Source organism: uncultured Bradyrhizobium sp., assembly GCF_964252615.1.
Classification (GTDB): domain Bacteria; phylum Pseudomonadota; class Alphaproteobacteria; order Rhizobiales; family Xanthobacteraceae; genus Bradyrhizobium.
Map to the genome: position 1 here is coordinate 49107 of NZ_CAXUNQ010000013.1, position 20955 is coordinate 70061.

Annotated in this window: 16 protein-coding genes; 8 read left to right on the forward strand and 8 right to left on the reverse strand. The window is 62.4% G+C overall.

Annotation, left to right across the window (positions count from 1 at the left end; translation table 11 throughout):
• The first annotated feature begins 43 nt into the window (after positions 1-43).
• Together ACFE72_RS09860 and ACFE72_RS09865 are read left to right on the forward strand one after the other, a co-directional pair.
• A complete protein-coding gene (locus ACFE72_RS09860) occupies positions 44-460 on the forward strand; it encodes a DUF1236 domain-containing protein (RefSeq protein ID WP_375412905.1) in 417 nt (138 codons plus the stop codon).
• A gap of 49 nt (positions 461-509) precedes the next feature.
• Positions 510-800, forward strand: coding sequence for a hypothetical protein (locus ACFE72_RS09865; protein WP_375412906.1), 291 nt, complete (start codon positions 510-512; stop codon positions 798-800).
• A gap of 106 nt (positions 801-906) precedes the next feature.
• Here the strand turns inward: ACFE72_RS09865 and ACFE72_RS09870 are convergent, their stop codons facing one another.
• From ACFE72_RS09870 to ACFE72_RS09900, 7 genes are all read right to left on the reverse strand, one after another.
• Complete coding sequence (locus tag ACFE72_RS09870; protein ID WP_375412907.1) at positions 907-1887, reverse strand: ABC transporter ATP-binding protein; 981 nt, start codon at positions 1885-1887, stop codon at positions 907-909.
• Positions 1884-3296 carry an amidase gene (locus tag ACFE72_RS09875; RefSeq protein WP_375412908.1) on the reverse strand — a complete coding sequence of 471 codons (1413 nt, stop codon included), beginning with the start codon at positions 3294-3296 and terminating at the stop codon, positions 1884-1886. Before ACFE72_RS09875 ends, ACFE72_RS09870 begins: the two co-directional genes overlap by 4 nt.
• A complete protein-coding gene (locus tag ACFE72_RS09880; protein WP_375412909.1) occupies positions 3293-3490 on the reverse strand; it encodes a hypothetical protein in 198 nt (65 codons plus the stop codon). The genes ACFE72_RS09875 and ACFE72_RS09880 overlap by 4 nt, the downstream gene beginning before the upstream one ends.
• On the reverse strand, positions 3487-4554 hold the full coding sequence (locus ACFE72_RS09885) for an ABC transporter ATP-binding protein (protein WP_375412910.1): 1068 nt from the start codon (positions 4552-4554) through the stop codon (positions 3487-3489). Before ACFE72_RS09885 ends, ACFE72_RS09880 begins: the two co-directional genes overlap by 4 nt.
• Before the next feature lie 4 nt (positions 4555-4558).
• On the reverse strand, positions 4559-5437 hold the full coding sequence (locus ACFE72_RS09890) for an ABC transporter permease (protein ID WP_375412940.1): 879 nt from the start codon (positions 5435-5437) through the stop codon (positions 4559-4561).
• 12 nt (positions 5438-5449) lie between these two features.
• Entirely contained in the window at positions 5450-6403 is a 954-nt protein-coding gene (locus tag ACFE72_RS09895) for an ABC transporter permease (RefSeq protein ID WP_375412911.1), read from the reverse strand.
• Positions 6404-6720: 317 nt separating this feature from the next.
• Positions 6721-8343, reverse strand: coding sequence for an ABC transporter substrate-binding protein (locus ACFE72_RS09900; RefSeq protein WP_375412941.1), 1623 nt, complete (start codon positions 8341-8343; stop codon positions 6721-6723).
• Positions 8344-8589: 246 nt separating this feature from the next.
• On the opposite strand from ACFE72_RS09900, the gene ACFE72_RS09905 reads away from it, so the two are divergent.
• Positions 8590-10188, forward strand: a complete 1599-nt coding sequence (locus ACFE72_RS09905; RefSeq protein WP_375412912.1) for an ABC transporter substrate-binding protein — start codon at positions 8590-8592, stop codon at positions 10186-10188.
• Between the two features lie 253 nt (positions 10189-10441).
• Entirely contained in the window at positions 10442-12328 is a 1887-nt protein-coding gene (locus tag ACFE72_RS09910; RefSeq protein ID WP_375412913.1) for an autotransporter domain-containing protein, read from the forward strand.
• A gap of 214 nt (positions 12329-12542) precedes the next feature.
• Here the strand turns inward: ACFE72_RS09910 and ACFE72_RS09915 are convergent, their stop codons facing one another.
• Entirely contained in the window at positions 12543-14771 is a 2229-nt protein-coding gene (locus tag ACFE72_RS09915; protein WP_375412914.1) for a CHASE2 domain-containing protein, read from the reverse strand.
• A gap of 774 nt (positions 14772-15545) precedes the next feature.
• Here ACFE72_RS09915 and ACFE72_RS09920 point away from each other — a divergent pair.
• The 4 genes from ACFE72_RS09920 (at position 15546) to ACFE72_RS09935 (ending at position 20459) form a co-directional block, all read left to right on the forward strand.
• Positions 15546-16304 carry an ABC transporter ATP-binding protein gene (locus ACFE72_RS09920; protein WP_375412915.1) on the forward strand — a complete coding sequence of 253 codons (759 nt, stop codon included), beginning with the start codon at positions 15546-15548 and terminating at the stop codon, positions 16302-16304.
• A complete protein-coding gene (locus ACFE72_RS09925; protein ID WP_375412916.1) occupies positions 16301-17827 on the forward strand; it encodes a permease in 1527 nt (508 codons plus the stop codon). Before ACFE72_RS09920 ends, ACFE72_RS09925 begins: the two co-directional genes overlap by 4 nt.
• A gap of 88 nt (positions 17828-17915) precedes the next feature.
• A complete protein-coding gene (locus tag ACFE72_RS09930; RefSeq protein ID WP_375412917.1) occupies positions 17916-20018 on the forward strand; it encodes a phospholipase D-like domain-containing protein in 2103 nt (700 codons plus the stop codon).
• A gap of 183 nt (positions 20019-20201) precedes the next feature.
• On the forward strand, positions 20202-20459 hold the full coding sequence (locus ACFE72_RS09935; protein ID WP_375412918.1) for a hypothetical protein: 258 nt from the start codon (positions 20202-20204) through the stop codon (positions 20457-20459).
• The last annotated feature ends 496 nt before the right edge of the window (positions 20460-20955 follow it).

Below are 20955 nucleotides of genomic sequence, written 5' to 3' on the forward strand. Positions count from 1 at the left end.
CGCGGCTTGGGTTCACACCTCATCCATCATCTCAGGAGCCATCATGATCCGCCGATTTATCGGAGTTGCAACGATTGTTGCGGCCGTCGCCATTCCCGCCTTGGCCCAGGCGCAGGGCGTGCCCGGAGGCGTCGAACGCGGCGCCCGCGAGGGCGAGCGCGCTGCCGGCCCGGTGGGCGCCATCGTCGGAGGCACCATCGGCGGCGTCGTCGGCGGTGTCGCCGGTGTATTGGGCGTCGAGCAGCGCCCGCGCTTCCACAGCTACGTCGTCGAGCAGCGGCGTCCCTCCTATCAGTACCGCGAGGATGTCCGGGTCGGCGCCGTGCTACCCGAAGAGGGCGTGACCTATTACGAGGTGCCGCCCGAATACGGCGCCCGGGATTACCGCTACACGGTGGTCAATGGCCGCACCGTGGTGGTCGAACCGCGCAGCCACCGGATTGTCGAAATCGTCGAGTGATCGCGATTGCATCGATCAACGAAGGCCGTCCATCGCGGACGGCCTTCTTATGGGCGGCGAAACTTTCGGCGATCCTGCGCGTTATGGCCGGATGACGCAGCCTGACACCTGGTATGTGGCCTTCGGTCCGGATAAAGCCGTAAAGACGGATGCCAGCGCCACCGGCCTGGTACGATCCACCAGGACTTTCAAATCGGAAATCGACGCCAAATTGTTCGCGATGCAGATTTTGGCCAAGGGATGGTCGGCGACCGCCGGCACCCTTAACCCGCATCAGCCCAAGCAGATCGTCGGCGCCGCCCAGATCGAGCGCTGGGCCGACCCCGGCGTCGGCGGCTGACGCATCCGTTCCCCGATTCCTCATCGCGAGCGCAGCGACTCAATTTAGAGCCGCAGGCGCAGACTGGATTGCTTCGTCGCTGCGTTGCCGCCGCCTGATGTACCGGTCAGGTCGAAACGGCGGCTCCCCCTTCCGCCAGAATGCACCTGGCGATACGGTCCGATCCCACCCGCACATTGGGCGGAAGCTGTTCGACGCAGCGCGGTTGCGCGAAACCACACCGCGGCGCGAACGAGCAGCTGACCGGCGCGTGGTCGAGCGAGGGCGGTGTTCCCGGGATGGTTTCCAGCCGCTGGCCGCGTTTGGCGCCCTGCACCGTGGATGCCAGCAATCCCCGCGCATAAGGATGGATCGGTGAACGCACGATCTGGCCGAGCGTGCCGGTTTCCACGATCTGGCCGGCATACATCACCGCAATCCGGTCACAGATTTCAATGGCGACGCCGATATCGTGGGTGACGAAAATCACCGACATGCCGAACTCGCGCTGCAATTCCCGCAAGAGCAGCAGGATCTGGATCTGTACGGTGGCATCGAGCGCGGTGGTCGGCTCGTCGGCGAGCAGTATTTTCGGCTTGCAGGCCAGTGCCAGCGCGATCATGGCGCGCTGTCGCATGCCGCCGGACATCTCATGCGGATAGGCGTCGAGCCGGCGCTTGGCCGACGGGATCCGCACCACCTCCAGCATCTCCAGCGCGCGCGCCATCGCGTCGGCCTGGCTTCTGCCTTCATGGCGCATCACCGATTCGGCGATCTGCCGGCCGATGGTGTAAACCGGATCCAGCGCCAGCGCCGGCTCCTGGAAGATCATCGACACGCTTTGGCCGCGAAACGCCGACAACTCCTCGTCGTCAAGCGCCAGCACGTCGCGCCCCAGCACCTGGATGCTTCCCGAAATCTGCGTCCGCTTTTTCGGCAGCAGCCGCATCAGCGCGCGCAGCGTGACGCTTTTGCCCGAGCCAGACTCCCCGAGCAAGCCGAGCACTTCGCCCTCGCCGAGCGTGAGACTGAGATCGTTGACCGCATGGACGGTGCGCTCGCCGGTGAAGCGGATGTTGAGATCGTGGATCTGGACCAGGCTGGTCATGTCGGTTCCGGACATCGCGCATGGAAATCGGTCGCGCGCTGAAATGCGGCGCCGGCCCGGAGCAGTGTCAATTCGTCGAACGGTTTGCCGATGAGCTGCATCCCAACCGGCAGACCCGCAGCGCTGAACCCCGCCGGTATCGCCAGCGACGGCAAGCCGAGATAATTGACCGGCCGGGTGAAGCGTGTGAGCCGCTGAATGACGGCTTCCGCATCGGGACTGTTGCCGACATCGCTCTCGGTGATGGTTGGCGCGGCAACCGGCGCCACCGGGGCGAGCACAAGATCGACGCCGGCGGTGGCCGCAAGATGGGCCGCCAACGCCGGGGCACGCCAACGCACCGCTTCGAGATAGGACACAGCGGGAATCGCCAGTCCATTCTGCAACCGCATCAGCACTTGGGGCCCGTAATCCTGCGAACGCTCGATCATCCATCGCTTGTGAAAGGCTGCCGCTTCGACGGCGAGCACAAGCTGGCACGCGGCGGTAAGCTGGCGCTGGTCCGGTAATTCGACCTGCACGACCTGGGCGCCCTCGCGCTTCAAGGTCGTCGCGGTTTCATCGAGTATCCGCGCGGTATCCGGATCGAGATCGTCGACATAGAACGCCGCCGGCACGCCGACCGAAAGGCCCTGAGGGGATTCGCGCGTGGCCGCCGCATAATCCGGCACCGCGCCGCCGATGGCGGTGGGATCGCCGGGGTCCGCGCCGGCCATCAGGCCGAGCAGCAAGGCGCAATCCTCCGCCGTTCGCGCCAGCGGCCCGACGGTGTCGAGCGACTGCGACAGCGGCATCGCGCCGGCGCGGCTGATCCGGCCAACCGTGGTCTTGAGCCCGGTAACGCCGCAGAAATGCGCCGGCATCCGGATCGAACCGCCGGTGTCTGATCCCAGCGCCGCAAAGGTCAGGCGCGCGGCGACCGCCGCGCCCGATCCGGACGACGAGCCGCCGGTGACATGGTCGACAGACCATGGGTTGTGCACCGGGCCGTAATGGGCGTTGTGGCCGGTCGGCCCGTAGGCGAACTCCGCCATCTGCAAGGAGCCGAGGCGAACGGTGCCGGCATCCTTCAGCCGCTGCAACGATGTCGCGGTGGTGGTCGCGACCCAGTCGCGGCGGATTTTAGAGCCGCAGGTGACGATCTTGCCGGCATCGTAATACATATCCTTGTGCGCCAGCGGCACGCCATGCAGCGCGCCGCGGCTGCGGCCTTGGGCGAGCGCGGCGTCGGCGTCGTCCGCGGCGGCGAGCGCGTCGTCCGCTTCGACCGCCATGAACGCATTCAGGCGCGGTTGCCATTGCGCGATGCGGTCGAGGCAGGACTGCGTCACCTCGCGCGACGACGCCCGCTTTTCGGCGATCGCCTGCACCACCGACGTCAATGACAGCAAGGCCAGCCCTGCGCTCACTTGCCGGCCCGCCCGGCCTGCACGATCATGAATGTCGCCGGCTCAAGATCGAACGCCAGCGTTCCGGCAACCGGGGCAAACCCTTCGAACGCCGGACCGATGGAATTTGCGATCCGTGCCGCAACCTCGTCGGTCACCGGCAGGCCTGCGACCCTGGTCATGGCCTTGATTTCCTTGGGGCTGGGTTTTGTCATGTGAGGTCCGCTCCGCTGGATGGCGCGAGGCTGTGGCCCGAACCGGGAATCGCCATATAGCACGCCGCCTGATGCCCCATTGTATCGAGATCGGTCAGCTTCGGGGTTGCGCCGGCGCATAGCGGCTCCGCGAACGGGCAGCGGGTGTGAAACCGGCATCCCGGCGGCGGATCGATCGGATTGGGCGGATCACCCGTAATCGGCGGCGTCTTCGTCCGGTTATCGGGATCGGAAGACGGCATCGCCGCCAGCAGCGCCCGCGTATAGGGATGCGCCGGCGCGTCCCAGACCAGGTCCACCGGACCGAGTTCGACCACTTCGCCGAGATACATCACCAGCACGCGGTCTGAAATATAGCGCACCACGTTGAGATCGTGGCTGATGAACAGATAGGTCAGGCCGAACTCGCGCTTGAGATCGACCAGCAGATTGAGCACCTGCGCCTCGACCGACTTGTCCAGCGCCGACACGGCTTCGTCGAGAATCACCAGGCGCGGCGACAGCGCCAGCGCGCGGGCGATGTTGACACGCTGGCGCTGGCCGCCGGAAATCTCATGCGGATAGCGGTTGGCGAATGTCTGCGGCCGCAGTCCCACCTTGCCCAGCAGTTCGCGCGCCAGAACGCGGGCCGCCGCATCGTCCATTCCATGCACCCTCGGGCCGAACGCGATCGATTCCTCGATGGTCAAACGCGGGTTGAGCGAGGCATAGCTGTCCTGAAACACCATCTGCATGCCGCGGCGCAATTGACGCAGCGACAATGCGCGGCCGACCTGCATGCCGTCATAGACGATGTCTCCGTCGTCCCGTTTCATCAGATGCATCAGCAGCCGCGCGGTGGTCGACTTGCCGCAGCCGGACTCGCCGACAATGCCCACGGTTTCGCCCTTGGCGATGGAGAACGACACGTCGTCGACGGCGCGCACGGTCTTGCTTTTGCCGAACAGACCGCCGCGCACCGGAAAATGCTTGGTCAGGCCGTCGACCCGCAGCAGCGGCTGCGCCGCGCCGCCGCGATCCTCCATCGGTTCGAGCATGTCGATCGCCGCATTGGTCTCGTTCATCGCATCAGTTCCGGATGTCCATGGCGCTGCGCATGCCGTCGCTGAGCAGGTTGAAGCAGATCGAGACCGCGAAGATCATCGCGCCGGGCAGAGCCGCCACCCATGGATTGACATAGATCGCGGTGCGCAGCGTATTGAGCATCAGGCCCCATTCCGGCTCCGGCGGCTTGGTGCCGAGGCCGAGAAACGACAGGCCCGCAGCCAGGATCATCGACACCGAGATCAGTCCGGTTGCGTAGACGAAGATCGGTCCCAGCACGTTGCCGAGCATGTGCACTCTCATGATGGTGAAGCCACCGGCGCCGGACGCCCGCGCCGCCTCGACGAAATCCATGTTGCGCACGCCGGTCGTGACGCTTTCGGCAACGCGGGTGATCTGCGGCACGAATACGACGGTCAGCGACACGATCGAATTGACAATGCCGGCACCCAGCGCGCCGGAAATCGCAATCGCGAGCAACACCGAAGGGAATGCGTAGAAGATATCGATGGTCCGCATGATCGCGGTGTTGATCTTGCCGCCGACATAGCCCGCGATCAGGCCAAGCGACGTTCCGATCAGAAAAGCGAGAATCACCGGGAGAATGCCGATCACCAGCGAGAGCCGTCCGCCGTAGATCAGCCGCGCCAGCATGTCGCGGCCGAGTTCATCGGTGCCGAGCGGATAGTTCGGCGTGCCGATATGGCGAAGGCGGCGGATCATCGAACCCTGATAGGGATCGGCGAGATGCAGCCACGGCGCGCACAGCGCGGAGAGAAAGATCGCTATCAGAATAAAGGCGCAGATCATGCTGACCTTGTCGCGCACAATGCGCCGGCCGACGGTCGCCCAGTAGCCGCGCGCTTTTGCTGCGGGCGGCGCCTGAAGAGCACTATCGGCCATTGCGCTCATGGGTCAGCTCCGCTTGATGCGCGGATCGATCGAGGCCTGCGCGATGTCGACCACGAGATTGAGAAACACGAAGAACAGGGCCAGCACCAGGATCGTGCCCTGCAGCAGCGGCAGATCGCGCTGAAAGATCGCGGAATTGAGCAGCAGCCCCGAACCCGGCCACGAGAACACGGTTTCGATCAGGATCGAGCCGCCGAGCATGTAGCCGAGTTGCAGGCCCATCACCGCCAGCGCGGTCGGTGCGGCGTTCTTGATGACATGGCGGAACACGCCGGTTTCGCGAAGGCCTTTTGCGCGCAACGCTTCGACGAAGTCCTGCGAAAGGATGTCGCCGGTCAGCGCGCGCACGGTGCGGGTGACGATGCCCATCGGAATCACCGACGTGGTGATCGCCGGCAAAATCAGATAGCGGATGTGTTCCCAGTCCCAGGCCCATTGACCCGAACCGCCCGGTCCGGCGCCGACCGCGGGCAGCCAGTTGAGCTGAACCGAAAAGATGATCACCAGCACCATGCCGAGCCAGTAATGCGGCACGGAGACGCCGGCGATCGCAATCGAGGTGGCGACCTTGTCGATCCAGGTGTCGCGGAAATATCCCGCGATCAATCCGAAGAACAATCCGAGCGTAAAGCCGATCATCGCCGCTGCGATGGCCAGCGTGACGGTATTGCCCACCGCACGCATCACTTCGGATAATACCGGCCGTCCGGTGGCGATGGAGTTGCCGAGATCGCCGCTGACCGCCCGCCAGAGCCAGAGCCCGAATTGCACCGGCAGCGGGCGATCGAAGCCGTAGGCGACACGGAGCTGTTGCGCCAGTTCCTGCGACGCATCCGCCGGCAGCACCGCGACCAGCGGATCGCCGGGCGTAATGTGGACCAGCAGAAAACACACCAGCGCCACGCTGATGATGATCGGGATCACATAGACGATACGCCGGGCGATATAGACGAGCACGTGTGGCTTTCAGTTATCTTCGTCATGCCCGGGCTTGTCCCGGGCATCCATGTCTTTCTTGCCGGTCGTCAAGGCGTGATGGCCGGGCCAAGCCCTACTGGATGCACCCATCTCATCGTCATGGCCGGGCTTGACCCCGCCATATGCACATCTCGGCCGTCATGCCGGGCTTGACCCGGCAATCCATCCGCTTCGAAACGACTCTTCCGAAGTGAGGAATACGCGGGGTCGAGCCCGCGTATGACGAGATGTGGGAAGCCAGTTGGGTCAAGCCCGGCCATGACGATTGAGATATCGAGCGCGATTGCATAAGCGGATCAGGGCGTCATGCCGACCGGCGAGAAGTCCACGAACCAGCTTTTCGGCTGCACGAAACCCTTGATCTTCGGACTCATCGCTCGCGGCGCCACGTCATGGGCGACGTAGAGAAAAGCCGCGTCATCGACCGAGGCCGCGTGCAGTTCGGCCAGCGCATTGTCCCGTTCCGCCGGATCGAAGGTCTGCCGCGCCCTGGTCACCAGTTCATCGAATTTGGGATTATTGATAAAGCCCCAATTGTTCGATACCGGCGGCGCCATCGACGACTGCAGGAAGCGCACCATGGCGAAGAACGGGTCCATCGCCGCATAGGTCACGTTGGTGGCGTTGGCGCCGTTGGCGGAGGGATCCTTGACGCCGCGCCGCCAGTTCGTGAACAGCGTATTCCATTCAATGACGTCGAGCTGAACGTCGAAATAGCATTCGGCCAAAGCCTGCTGCAGATATTCGTTCATCGGCAGCGGCAGCATCTGACCCGATCCCGACGCGGAGGTCTGGATCTTGACGGCGAGCTTCTTGCCGGGCCCGAAGCCCGCGTCCTGCATCAGCTTTTGCGCGGCGGGCTTGTCATATTTGATCTCGAAGGTTGGCTTGCCGCGCCAGGGATGACCGGGTTCGAAGGTGCCGGTTGCCGGAACCATCAGCCCTGCGAGCAATCCTTCCTTCAGCCCTTCGCGGTCGACGCAAAGGTTGGCTGCCTTGCGAACGCGAATATCGTTCCATGGCGAGCCTTCGATGCGCGAAAACTGCCACGGCCACACATGCGGCTCCTCATTGCTCTGAATGACGAAACCACGCTGCTTGATTTCCGCCACCGCATCCGGCGCCGGCGCCTCGATCCAATCGACCTGGCCGGACAACAATGCAGCGGTCCGCGCGTTCGCCTCCGGCATCGGCAGCAGCAGCATCCTGTCGACCTTGGGAACGCGCGCCTTGTCCCAGTAATTTTCGTTCTTCACCAATTCGAGCCGTTCGCGCGGCGTGAACTTCGACATTTTCCATGGACCGGTGCCGGACGCATCCTTGGCGAATGCCGCCCAGGCCGCCTGCGACTTCCCTTTGGCGTCGGCGCCCTCGGACGCTTCATAAAGCTTCTGCCATTTAGCCGGGCTTGCCATGAACAGATTGGTCAGGTTGATCGGCAGGAAGCTGTCCGGCTCCTTGGTCATCAATTCGACCGTCATGTCGTCGATCTTGCGCGCCGAAGCCAGCGTCGGCATGCGCGAGGCGGTAACGCCGACCTGGCTGGGATCGAATTGCGGCGCATCCTGCTTCAGCACTTTGTCGACATTCCAGACTACAGCGTCGGCGTTGAATGGCGAACCATCGTGAAACGTCACTGCGGGACGAAGCTTGAAGGTCCATTTCTTTTTGTCGGATGCGTCCACCGCCCATTCGGTCGCAAGGCCGGGAATCATGACGCTCGCATTGGTCGCGGAAGAAAGATCCCACATCGTCAACGCGTCGTACATGGTGAGACCGGTGAACCGGTTGCCTTCGAACCCCTGATCCGGCTGGCCCAGCGTTCGCGGAATGTCGGCCGCGGTCATGCCGATGCGCAAAACGGTTTCGGCGCCTGCGACTTGGGGCAATGCAAAAGCCGATGCGACGCTCAGCAGCATCAAAGCTGTCGCTGTCCGGCTTTTTGCGGGTTTCTCGGTACGCATCGTGATCATTCCTTCTCGACCTTGGTGATTATTTCTTATGCAATCTTATGCAACGGCTGTGCCAATGACGATAAGCGTTCGCGCGATTATAGCTGCGGGCGCAATTGGTCGCGGGCCGGCGCGACGTGCAGCTACAATGCCTAAGCTGGCATCAAGCTTGCTTTGCTAACTCCGAAAAGTTCATTCAACGGAGCTTAGTTCATGCACATCCGAAACTCGATCCTTCTTGCGGCCCTAACGGTCACCATTGCGGCCATGGGTCCCGTACAAGCCGAGTCGGTTGTGCGGTACGGTATTTCGATGGCGGACATTCCGCTGACCACCGGGCAGCCGGATCGCGGCGCGGGCGCTTACCAATTCACCGCCTATACGATCTACGATCCGCTGGTGGCCTGGGAGATGGACGTGTCCGACCGGCCGGGCAAACTGGTGCCGGGGCTGGCGACCGAATGGAAGGTCGACGACACCGACAAGAAGAAGTGGCGGTTTACGTTGCGGCAGGGTGTTAAATTCCATGACGGCAGCGACTTCAACGCCGATGCGGTGATCTGGAATCTCGACAAAGTATTGAATGACAAGGCGCCGCAATTCGACAAGCGCCAGAGCGCGCAGGTGAAGACTCGCCTGCCCTCGGTTGCGGGCTACGCCAGAATCGACGATTCCACCGTCGAAATCACCACCAAGGCCGTCGACTCGTTCTTTCCGTATCAGATGCTGTGGTTTCTCGTCTCAAGCCCGGCGCAGTACGAAAAGCTCGGCCGGGACTGGGACAAATTCGCCAGCCAGCCCGCGGGCACCGGTCCATTCAGGCTGACAAAACTGGTGCCGCGCGAACTCGCGGAGCTGACGAAGAACGACGACTACTGGAATAAGAAACGAATTCCGAAAACCGACAAGCTGATCCTGATCCCGATGCCGGAAGCCTTGACGCGGACCAACGCGTTGCTCGCGGGGCAAGTCGATCTGATCGAAACGCCGGCGCCGGATGCCGTGCCGCAACTGAAATCCGCGGGCATGCGGATCGTCGACAACATCACGCCGCACGTCTGGAATTATCATTTGAGCGTGCTGCCGGGTTCGCCGTGGACCGACCTGCGCCTGCGCAAGGCGCTCAATCTCGCGATCGACCGCGACGCCGTCGTCGGCCTGATGAATGGCTTGGCGAAGCCGGCAAAAGGTCAGGTAGACCCTTCCAGCCCCTGGTTCGGCGCCCCCGCCTTCGATATCAAATACGATCTCGCCGCGGCCAAGAAACTGGTTCAGGAAGCCGGCTACTCGCCCGAGAAGCCGCTGAAGACGACATTCATCATCGCCCAAGGCGGCACCGGGCAGATGCTGTCGCTGCCGATGAACGAATTCCTGCAGCAGAGTTTCAAGGAAATCGGCATCGACATCGACTTCAAGGTAGTGGAGCTGGAAACGCTCTACACGCACTGGCGGAAGGGCGCCGCCGACGAGATGAATGCCGGCATCACCTCAAACAACATCGCCTATGTGACGTCCGATCCGCTTTACGCCATCGTCCGCTTTTTCCATTCGGGCCAGATCGCCCCGGTCGGCGTGAACTGGGGCGGCTACAAAAATCCGAAGGTCGATGCGCTGATCGACGAGGCCAAGCAGAATTTCGATCCGGCCCGGCAGGATGAACTGCTGGCGCAGGCGCATGCGCTGATCGTCGACGATGCCGCGCTGGTATGGGTGGTGCATGACACCAATCCGCATGCGCTTTCGCCCAAGGTGAAGAAATTCGAGCAGGCGCAGCATTGGTTTCAGGATTTGACGACGATCGGACTGCAATAACAACCAGCGATAGCACCGTCGTCGCAGCCAGCCGGTCTATTGGCTACAAATCCGGCAGCGGGGCCGGACACGCCTCCCTCGATGGACAGGTTTCAAGCAGCTTGCGCGTTTGGTGCGCCGCAAACTGATGCTTTAAGGGCACATCGCCCAAAAAACCACCAAGCGCGCGCAACCACGCGCTGTGTGCGCTTGTGTCGCAGACAGAGCCGTGAAAGCCTTTCCAACGATATTCAACGCATCGGGGGATGGGGCGATGACTTCAACACGAAATACCGGACTTGTTTGCGCATCGATCTTGGCAGCCGGCGCGGCGCTTTTGCCGATCACCGAAGCCAAGGCTCAGACGACCTTCGGTGTCATCCAGGCGTTCGGCGACAGTTACGCCGACACAGGAAACCTGTTCAAGATCCTGGGAGTTCCGAATCCGGTGCAATATCCCACCGGCCGGTTCAGCGGCGGCACTAATTTCGTCGACACCACCTCGTCGCTGCTTGGAATTCCCCAGAACAATTTCGCCATTGGCGGCGCACAGACCGGAGCGACCAATGTCGTCGGTCCCGGCATTCCCGGTTTCAGGCAGGAGTGGCAGGGATTTGTCGCGGCGGGCAAGACGATCGCGCCGTCCGACCTGGTCGAGATCAGCATCGGCGGCAACGACGCCCGCGCCTATTACCAGACCGGCGGCACGCTGGCGGGCGTGAACGCGGCCGCTACCGTGAGCGCCAATCAGGCGCTGGCCGGCATCAATGCGCTGGTCGCCGCAGGTGCGCGCAATCTCGTTTTCACAACCGGCGATGTCGGCCAGTTGCCGGAAGCCACCGGCAATCCGGCAGCCCCGATCGGCACCGCATTCAGCCAAAATTATAACGCCCAGATGCAGACCGCGCTCGCCGCCATCGCGCGCTCCGGGGTGCGCGTCGAACTGGTCGACATTTCGCTGATCGGATCCCAGATCAAGGCCAATCCGTCGGCTTACGGCGTCGCCAATGTCGGCGCCTGTCCGCTGGCGTGCATCGGCAATACCGCGCTGCAGAACCAGTTTCTGTTCTATTTCGACGGCGTGCACCTGACCTCGCTGGGCTTTACGATCGTCGGCGAATACATTGTCAACCGGCTCAATGCGCCGCTCACCATCGCGCCGCAGGCCGATGTCGGTCTATCCTCCGCCACGGGCTTTGCATCTACCCTGTTCGGCAGGCTTGACACCTTCCGCGAAACCAGCGGGTTCGCGGCGACCATGAATTCCTATGCGGCCGATCTGAAGGTGCCCTATACCAAGGCGCCGCCGCCGCGCCCGGTTGCCTACAATCCGTGGTCGTTCTACATGCTGGCCAATGGCGCGGTCAGCGATCGCCAGGCCAATGTGGCGTCGAGGGGCTTCAATCTCGACAGCGTCGGCGGCACGATCGGCACCGAGTATCGCATCAACGCCAATGCCTTTGTCGGCGGCGCATTCGACTACTCCAATCCGAAGGCGCGACTGTTCAACAATCAGGGCACCACCGAAGCGAATTCCTACCAGCTCGGTGCTTACGGCGCGTGGACCAACGCCAACTTCTTCGCGCAGGGGCTGGCCACGTTCGGCTGGCAGAACTACCGCAACGTCCGTCCCGGTATCGTCGACACCATCACCTCTAACCCCGACGGAACAAGCTTTGTCGCCGCCGGCAAGGTGGGCTACCTGTTCGGCACCCCCGACAAGGTTCAGGTCGGCCCGATCGGCAGCCTGCTCTATGCCCGTGCCAAGGTCGACGGCTACACCGAATCCGGCGATCCCGTGCTGACACTTAACGTCGGACAGCAGGTGGCCGATACCTTGATCGGAAGCGTCGGCGCGCAATTCCGGTTTCCGTTCTGGGTCGCCGGAAAGATCATCAGCCCTTATGTGAACCTGACGGCGGATGACGACTTCATTGGAAACGGCCGCATTGTCCAGTTCGGCGCCACGTCGGCTCCGCTGATCATCAACAACTGGGCAATCCCGAACACCAATTCGCGCAACGTCTATGGCCGTGTCGCCGCCGGCGTGGTGGCGCCGGTCTGGAACAACGTCGCGCTGACGGCGAATGTGTCGCAAACCTTTGCACGCACCGGCGGCAACGACTTCTACGGCAACGGCGGCCTGAAGATCTCGTTCTGACCTCGCCGGTGTGGCGGACGCGGTGCGGCCTTCTTCATGCCGCGCCGCGGAGCCGGGACCGTACCGAATCCATCCTTTGAAGGGTCTTCCAAAAGGTGATGGATGCGCGGGTCGAGCCCGCGCATGACAGGGTATTGCGCTGGTAACGGTCCCGGCTTTACAGCGCGGCACGCCGTGAAATGGCGCGCTGCGCCGCGTTCGGGCACGATCATTCTTACTTCGTCAGCAGCGCGTAGGCGCCGTTCCAGTCTTGCGGCGGCGGGTTGTCCTGATAGCCGCGAATCCGTGTCTCATAGAGATTATAAAGCCGTTCAAGCGCATGGGCGTCGTCGGTCCTGCGGCCGCGTGCGATCGCCGTCAGCGCACCGTCCCAGTCGCGGCTGCGGTAGCATGCCAGCATCTCGATGGTCAGGTTGCGGAGTCGCTGGAATTGACCGGACCGCGCGGTGTCTTCGCGGCCGGCAATGGCATAGATCACTTCCGGCTCCGTCTTGCCCTTGACCATGATGAAGTCGAGCTCGAGGATTGCAAACCTGTCCTTGGCGGCAAGCGCGGTGTTGGAGCCAGCGATGATCGGAAAACCGTACTCCTTGGACTGTCCTTCCAGCCGCGACGCCAGATTCACGCTGTCGCCGAATACGGAATAATCGAAACGCAGATCGGAGCCCATGTTGCCGACCACACAGGTGCCGGTATTCAATCCGACGCCGACATTGAGGGGAATGAACGGGCGGCCTTCTTCCCGGGCCTCCAGCTCACGCTCCTTGTTCAAGGCATCGACCTGCTCGAGCATATCGAGCGCCGCCTCGCAGGCGTTGATCTGATGTGCCTTGTCGTCGAGCGGCGCGTTCCAGAACGCCATGATCGCATCGCCCATGTATTTGTCGATGGTGCCTTTTCGATTGAGGATGGCGTTGGTCAGCGGCGTCAGGAAGCGGTTCATCAGCCCGGTGAGGCCTTGCGGGTCGTGACGGTAGGTTTCGGAGATCGAGGTGAAGCCTCTCATGTCGCTGAACATGATGGTCATCTCACGCTCCTCGCCGCCGAGCACCAGCCTCTCCGGTGCCTGGGCGAGCTGTTCGACCAGCGCCGGCGACAGATACCGGCCGAATGCCGAGCGTATCTGCCGGCGTTGCGTCTGCTCGCGCACGAAACTGAAAAAGATCAGGGTCAGATAGATCGCGGTCGTCGACAGCAGCGGATAGGTGGCATCGATCAGGAGCCTGTACCTGAAATAGTAGTACCAGGAGGTTCCCAGCAGCAGGGTCGCAAAAAATGCGCCGACAGCGACCAGCGATTTTGGCCCGAACATCGGGGCAAACCAGATGATCGCGACCCCGAGTATCATGGCCGAGAGGAATTCAGCCAGCGGCGCCCAGGGCGGCTGCGACAGCAACTGACCGGTCAGCGCGGCTTCCAGCACCTGGGCGTGGATTTCGACCCCCGGCATGACCGGCGATATCGGCGTCGTCTTGACGTCGAGCAGGCCGGCGGCCGAGGTCCCGATCAATACCAGCCTGCCTTCGATGCTGTCCGGGTCGACATTTCCGTCGAGCACGTCAGCCGCCGAGACGTAAATCGACGGATCGTAGGGTGCAAAATGCACCCAGAGCTGGCCGTTACGGTCGGTCGGCACTACCAGGCCCTTGACCGCAACGCTGGCGATGCCGGCCTCGCTGGATTTGACGAGGATCGTATCGGAGCCGGTCGCCAGCCGGAGCATCTCAAAACTCAGCGACGGCATGGTCACGCCTTGCGCCTGCATGATCATCGGCACGCGCCGGACGATGCCGTCGCGCTCGGTCCAGATCGTGAGCAGGCCGCGCCCTCCGGCTGCTGTTTCCAGCACCGGGGTGCTGCGCAGCAGGCCTGGAAACCTGAGCATGAACCGCTGCGGATCCTCGCCGATCATGACAAGCCCGGTCAGCGGCAATTCTTTATCGAGCTCAGCTACGACATAAGGCAGCCCGGCTTCGCCGAGCACCACGCGGGATTGCCGTATCGCCTCCGCCAGTTGCTCGTCATTGCTGGGCAGCGCGCGCAGTGTGGTCCGCGTCTCTTCGTCAAGATTGCGCAGGGTATCGGCGACGGCTCCGGGATTGAGCCGATCAGGTTCGGCAAACATGATGTCGAAAGCGATCGCAACCGCGCCGAGCCGGCTCAGCCTGGCGATCAGGTCTGCGACGCGCGTCCGCGGCCAGGGCCACTGGCCGAATTTTGCAAGGCTTTTTTCGTCGATGTTGACGATACGTACCGGCTTTGCGGTCTTCACGCGGGGATCGATGACCTGGAAGGTATCGAAGGTCCTGACACGAAACTCTTCGATCGGCGCAGGATCGGCGACGCGAAGCGCGGCCAAGCCGACCAGCAGTCCGACGCACAACAGCCTCGCATAGCCGAACCGTCGCCTGAACCACCGTCGCACTGTCTGCAGTCGCGCCATGCCGCCTAGGTATCACGCTCCTACGGATTGTTGATAGTTGATCGTCGCCGGGCCGGGCATCGCCGCCCCAATGCCGATGCGGGACAGGGCTGGTGAATTCACCTTAGGATGGTAAGGCGGCTTATTTAAATTTACGGCTGTTGCACGGTGGAAGCCGGGTATATGGTGCCTTTGAACGACAAAAGACCGCTGGTTTTCATATCCGTTTTAAATGAGCATTCGATCAATTCCTACGAGTGGCTCTTAAATCCGGCGGCAGGCAGCCCTCTCGAACCATCCCGCCGCGCGGTGGCGGCCGGAGCCCCATCGATCTTCCCCTGCGCGCTGAGCGGGCCCGGGTGTTCGCCGGATCTGAACGGCAGCAATGCGGCATACAGGATCGCTCTTCGCGGCCAGAAACTCCGATGGATATGCCGCGCAGGCGGACCGGCTAATCGATCCTCACGCCCTTTTGCTCCCAGCGGCCCGGATTGAGTACCGCGCCCGATATTTTGCCCGCGGCATCGCGCATGACGGCGAGATGTGTGAATCCTGTAGGGCTCGTCCCGGCCATCCACGTCTGTCTGTCGGGCGAAAGTAAGACGTGGCTCCCTACACGGCCGGGCATGACGAACAGCGCGGGTGGGCTTTGCAATTACGCCGCCTTGTCGACGCGCAAAGAAGGCCTTCTCGGTAGCCGCTTGCACCCTGTGAATTCTCCCGGCCGATTCACCGCGCCGAAACATCTTCGGTTCAGGGTTCGCTGCCAAAGCGAAGCGTGGACCGTCCGGCCCCATGAAACATAGACAGCAGCCCCCGGCCCTCGAACTGCGAGGGTTAACAAAGCGTTTTGACCGTCCCGCGGTCGATGCACTCGATCTCGTTATCCGCCCCGGCGAATTCTATGCGCTGCTCGGACCGAATGGTGCCGGCAAGACCACGACATTGCGCATGGTCGCCGGCCTGCTGCGCCCCGACGCGGGGTCGGTATCGGTGCTGGGCATCGATGCGCTAAGCGACCCGGTCGCCGCCAAGCAGATCATGGCATGGGTCTCCGACGAGCCGATGATCTACGACAAGTTGACGCCGCTGGAATATCTCGAATTTGTCGCCGGCCTCTGGGGCGTCGATCCTGCCATTGCCGAGCCGTCGGCGCGCGAACTTCTGGTGTCGCTCGGGCTTGAGCCGCATCTGCACCAGCGTTGTGAAGGATTTTCCAAGGGCATGCGGCAGAAGGTGGCGCTGGCCGGCGCGCTGGTGCACGATCCGCGCCTGATCATCCTCGACGAGCCGCTCACCGGCCTCGACGCGGTCGCCGCACGTCACGTCAAGGGATTGCTGCAGGAGCGGGTGCGCTCCGGCTGCACCGTGATCATGACCACCCATATTCTCGAAGTGGCCGAGCGGATGGCGGACCGCATCGGCGTCATCGCATCAGGGCGGCTCGTGGCCGAAGGGACGCTGGCCGAACTGCGGCAGCAGAACGGCAGCAGCGACACCAGCCTTGAAGACATGTTCATTGCGCTTGTCGAAGCGGAGACCGAGGCCGCATGACGTCGTCCACCGCCCTCGCATGGTTTGCCCGGCATGAAATCCGGCTGGCATGGCGCGAATGGATGGCCATGATGACGGCGGGCCGGCGTTTCAGGAAGCGCAGCACCGCGATCGGGCTGATGGTGTGTGTCGCAATCATGCATCTGCCGGTCTATGCGGTGATCGGCCGCTTCGCCGATCTGCAGGAGCCGCTGGACAAGCCGACGCTGATCGTCATCACCGCCTGCGTTTTTCTGGCCTGGCTGCTGATGCTGTCGCAGGCGATCGAATCCGTCACGCGGGCGTTTTACGCGCGCGCCGATCTTGATCTGATCATGTCGTCGCCGACGGCGTTATCGAACGTGTTTTCGGTGCGCATCGCCGCCATCGCGCTTACCGTGATCGCAATGGCGCTCGTGCTTTCGATGCCATTTGTCAACATTCTCGTGCTCTGCGGCGGCGTACGATGGTTTGCGGCCTATGGCGTTGTCGTTGCGATCGGCTTCACCGCGACGGCGCTTGCGATTGCGGTAACCGTCGCGCTGTTCCGCAGCATCGGACCGGGCCGGACCAGGCTGGCGGCACAGATCGTGGCGGCCGTGACCGGCGCCGGTTTTGTCATCGCGCTGCAGATCGCGGCGATCCTGTCCACCGGAACGCTGTCACGGTTCGCGGTCTTGACCTCCGACGCCGCCGCGGCGTTCGCGCCTGATCTCGATAGCCCGACCTGGTGGCCGGCGCGGGCGATGCTAGGCGACGGCGAAGCGCTGCTGGCCCTATTGGCCGCGGGGCTCATCCTATTCGGCGCGGCGATGGCGATCTACTCGCCGCGATTTGCCGACTATGTAATCCGCGCCTCGGCCATCGCGGCCCCGGCCCATCGCGGCCGCGGCGCAAAGCCGTTCCGCGCCGGCTCGCGGCAACAGGCCTTGCGACGCAAGGAATTCGTGCTGCTGCGGCGCGATCCCTGGTTGGTGTCGCAGACGCTGATGCAGTTGCTTTATCTGGTGCCGCCGGCGCTGATGCTGTGGCAAAGCTTCTCGGACAACTCCACGGGCATCCTGGTGATTACGCCGGTCATCGTGATGGCGGCCGGGCAGCTCGCCGGCGGCCTCGCATGGCTGGCGATCTGCGGCGAGGACGCCGCCGACCTGGTCGCGACCGCGCCGCTGCCGGCCTTGCTAGTCACCCGCGCCAAGATCGAGGTCGTGCTGATCGGCATCGGCACGATTTTCGCGCCGCTGATCATAGCACTGGTCTTCGCATCCCCGCTGCAAGCGGCGGTAACGGCGGTAGCGACCGCCATTGCCGCCGCCTCGGCGACCGCGATCCAGCTCTGGTTCCGGGTGCGGGCACGGCGCAGTCAGTTCCGCCGCCGCCAGACCGCGTCGCGGCTGGCCACCTTTGCGGAGGCGTTTTCGTCGATCGGATGGGCGGCGACCGCGGCGCTGGCCCTCGCCCTGCCGCTGTTCGCGATCGTGACCGGACTGCTGACCGCGGGCGTGCTGGCGGCGACATGGACGATCAGTCCCGCGCATGAATGACGGCATCCTCGATGAGCGTAAAACAGCTTGTCTCTCGACAACCCCAGGCATTCACTGATAGTCGCTACAGCAAAGCTCGGGAGCAACCATGCGCGTTTCACAGAGCAACGACCATCTTCGCGTAAGGGCAATTGCCGGTACCCACGTGGTGCTGATGGCGCTGGACATGGACGAGGATGCGCGCAAAGGCTTGCGGGGCTTCGCCATCAAACGTGGTGAAGGCGGCCAGCCGCCGCAGTGGCTTCAGGGGGTCAAGTATTTCAAGGATCTGGTCGCAGCGCCGGATCCGAACACCAAATATTCATCGCGGGAGCAGCCGTTTCAGACGTTCCTCTGGTCCGATTACGAAGCAAGTCCGGGCAGGCAGTACGACTTCACCATCATCGCGCTGTATGGCGACCTTCATGCCATGGAAGAGCGATATACGCTGACATTCTCGATCGCGACGGAGCCGGAATACGACGCCAAGGGTCAAGGCGTCTGGTTCAACCGCGGCGCCATCGCAAGTCACGCCTTCGAGGCCGAGTGGCACAACAAGGCGTTGACCGACGAAATGGCCAACAACGTCGATGACGACGGCACGCTGCTTGATCCCGAAACGCGATGGCTCTCCCGCGGACTTGCGGAAGCCTGTCTGAAATACATCAACGACGCCAAAGCGGGCGAAGCGCTGCGCGTCTGCGCCTACGAGTTCACCTATCTTCCGATATTGCTTGCGCTCAAGCGCGCGCTTGGCCGCAACGTCGACGTTCAAATCGTCTACCATGACACCAAGAAGGACAACGACGAGAACCGTGCCGCCATCGCCGCGGCCGGGCTTCCTGCCTCGATCCTGCATGCCCGCACGCGGACGGCTATTCCTCACAACAAGTTCATCGTGAAACTGGTCGACGGCAGGCCGCGGCAGGTCTGGACCGGATCGACCAATTTCACCAACACCGGATTCTACGGACAGACCAATGTGGGATTCATCGTCACCGACGACGTCATTGCGAAGACCTATCTCGACTATTGGACCGAATTGTCCGCCGATCCGGTACACAGTCAAGCATTGCAGAACGCGATCAAGCTCACTCCGAACCCTCCGAACGCGGTTGCCGCTTCATCGGCGGCGGCTTTCTTTTCGCCGCGCACCGCCGACAATATGCTCGACTGGTATGGCCAGCGTATCACCGACACCGCATCGCTTGCGATGATGACGATTCCGTTCAACGTGGCCAGGACCCTTCTGGGTGCCCTCGGCAAGACCGCGGACGCGATGCGGCTTGTCATTCTCGAAGACCCGCCCTCTCCCGACGTCAACGACGCCGAAAAGCGTAACCGCGGAAAGCTGGCCTTTTCCAACGGCGCGATCCTCGGAAAATCGTTCATAAAATATCAAAGCGGCCCCGGCGGCGCGAAGGTTGCGCCGATTCCGAATTCAGATCTCGACAAATGGTTCGTCGATGAAGAGATAAATCGCCCGACCAACAAGGGACACGTTTTTTTCGTCCACGCCAAGGTGCTGGTGATCGATCCCTTGTCGGACGATCCTTTGATCTGTTCCGGCTCGGCGAATTTCTCGAGCAATTCGCTGACAAGCAACGATGAAAACATGCTGCTGATCCGGGGTGATACCCGCGCAGCGGATATTTACATGACGGATCTCGATCGCATTTTCCGGCATTTCCGCGCGCGCGACATCATCAACAACTCGGCGTCCGCCGGCGAAAAGCAGGATTGGCTGCTGCTCGACACCACCGACGACTGGATCAGACCGAATTTCCAGGACGGCACGTACAAGAACAACCGGCGGCTGCTGTTCTTCCCGCAAGCGGCTGCCAGCCCCTGGAGCGCCCGGGCCGCGGCTGATCCCGATCCGTTTGCCGACGAGGGCGAGCGTGCGGCAAAGGTTCGCTCCGACAAGAACGCGAAGGCCAAGCAGCGACGCGTCGCAGGTACGGCGGGCAAATCGAAAACAGTTTCAACCAAGAAAGCTGCTTCCAGGAAACCGGCAGAAGCCCTCCCGAAGCGGAAAAAATCGAAAAAAACAGCGTCGTCGAAGAAAAAGAAGACCGGAAAGCGGGCACCGTCCCGAAAGGTGGCCATGAAAAAGGGGAAAAAGAAAGCGGCTACAAAAAAGGCGCTCGCTTCGTCGTCGAAAGCCAAAAAGTCTAAAACCATACGCAGGCCGAAGCGCAGGAAGCGTTGAATTGGGAATTTGCGCCGGTCAGCGGGCGTTCGGTACGCCCGCGGCCTGGCGACAAGGTAAAGATCAGCGCCGGGCACGGGATGATTCCATCGGCGGTTCCATGCTGCGGAACCGATTCGGGCACTTGGGTAAACGACCGCTCGTAAAGCCGCATCGAAGATGGGCGATTGGCATGAAAACAAAATGACGTTGCATCGCGACATCTACTGGCTCGGACGCCAATGGGCCGTCACCGGCCACGGCATCCAGGCTGTCGACAAGAAGCTGAACATGCGGTTCGACGTCGAAGCCTCCCGCATCTGGGAAGAAGGCCTGTCCGGACCCATGCTGCAGCTCGACTGGTTCGACGCGGAGGATTTTGCCGAGGCCTTGGCGGTCGCGAGGCGGCTGTCGCAGGAAACGCCGGCTAAATTCCAGCCTCTCGCCGGCGGCGAGAAATAGCGCGACCTGATCGGATCGGATGTGAGCTGCGTCACACATGCAAGAGGCCGCGCGTGGTACCGGTCGGCGTAGAGCGTTCATGCCGCTCGGCTGTTAACTATACCCGTTCATGTTCACGCGACATTTGCACGACAAGTGAGCAATGCTTATGCACCGCAAGCCATACCCGGCGCCGACGCGCCAGCACCTGTCAAGGTTACCATGCAACTCCGATCACAACCGGTCGTGCGACATTAAAGTAATATTGACTCAGATAGGGATGCCAAATATCAGAACTTGCGGAGAAAATTCCGCGCGAGCCGCGACCGGGTTCCGAATTAATATTACTCCGATTATTGATCGCGCAAAGACGCGACGTGATCGAGAATGGTGATCTTCAGGGCGATCGTGATGGTTTTCTGCGACTCCATTCACTGGATTGTATCGGTCCGATTTGGCTTTTCCGGCTCCCGCACGAAAGCCGGCTTCGACGGTTCTGACGCTCTGGCGCGGTCGA

Bases quoted from the DNA above. Each gene is read 5' to 3' on its own strand.
- ACFE72_RS09925 (WP_375412916.1), top strand. From the start codon at position 16,301: ATGACGTCGTCCACCGCCCTCGCATGGTTTGCCCGGCATGAAATCCGG.
- ACFE72_RS09905 (WP_375412912.1), top strand. From the start codon at position 8,590: ATGCACATCCGAAACTCGATCCTTCTTGCGGCCCTAACGGTCACCATT.
- ACFE72_RS09860 (WP_375412905.1), top strand. From the start codon at position 44: ATGATCCGCCGATTTATCGGAGTTGCAACGATTGTTGCGGCCGTCGCC.
- ACFE72_RS09915 (WP_375412914.1), bottom strand. From the start codon at position 14,771: ATGGCGCGACTGCAGACAGTGCGACGGTGGTTCAGGCGACGGTTCGGC.
- ACFE72_RS09920 (WP_375412915.1), top strand. From the start codon at position 15,546: ATGAAACATAGACAGCAGCCCCCGGCCCTCGAACTGCGAGGGTTAACA.
- ACFE72_RS09865 (WP_375412906.1), top strand. From the start codon at position 510: ATGGGCGGCGAAACTTTCGGCGATCCTGCGCGTTATGGCCGGATGACG.
- ACFE72_RS09900 (WP_375412941.1), bottom strand. From the start codon at position 8,343: ATGCTGCTGAGCGTCGCATCGGCTTTTGCATTGCCCCAAGTCGCAGGC.
- ACFE72_RS09885 (WP_375412910.1), bottom strand. From the start codon at position 4,554: ATGAACGAGACCAATGCGGCGATCGACATGCTCGAACCGATGGAGGAT.
- ACFE72_RS09880 (WP_375412909.1), bottom strand. From the start codon at position 3,490: ATGACAAAACCCAGCCCCAAGGAAATCAAGGCCATGACCAGGGTCGCA.
- ACFE72_RS09890 (WP_375412940.1), bottom strand. From the start codon at position 5,437: ATGGCCGATAGTGCTCTTCAGGCGCCGCCCGCAGCAAAAGCGCGCGGC.
- ACFE72_RS09935 (WP_375412918.1), top strand. From the start codon at position 20,202: ATGACGTTGCATCGCGACATCTACTGGCTCGGACGCCAATGGGCCGTC.
- ACFE72_RS09910 (WP_375412913.1), top strand. From the start codon at position 10,442: ATGACTTCAACACGAAATACCGGACTTGTTTGCGCATCGATCTTGGCA.
- ACFE72_RS09930 (WP_375412917.1), top strand. From the start codon at position 17,916: ATGCGCGTTTCACAGAGCAACGACCATCTTCGCGTAAGGGCAATTGCC.
- ACFE72_RS09870 (WP_375412907.1), bottom strand. From the start codon at position 1,887: ATGACCAGCCTGGTCCAGATCCACGATCTCAACATCCGCTTCACCGGC.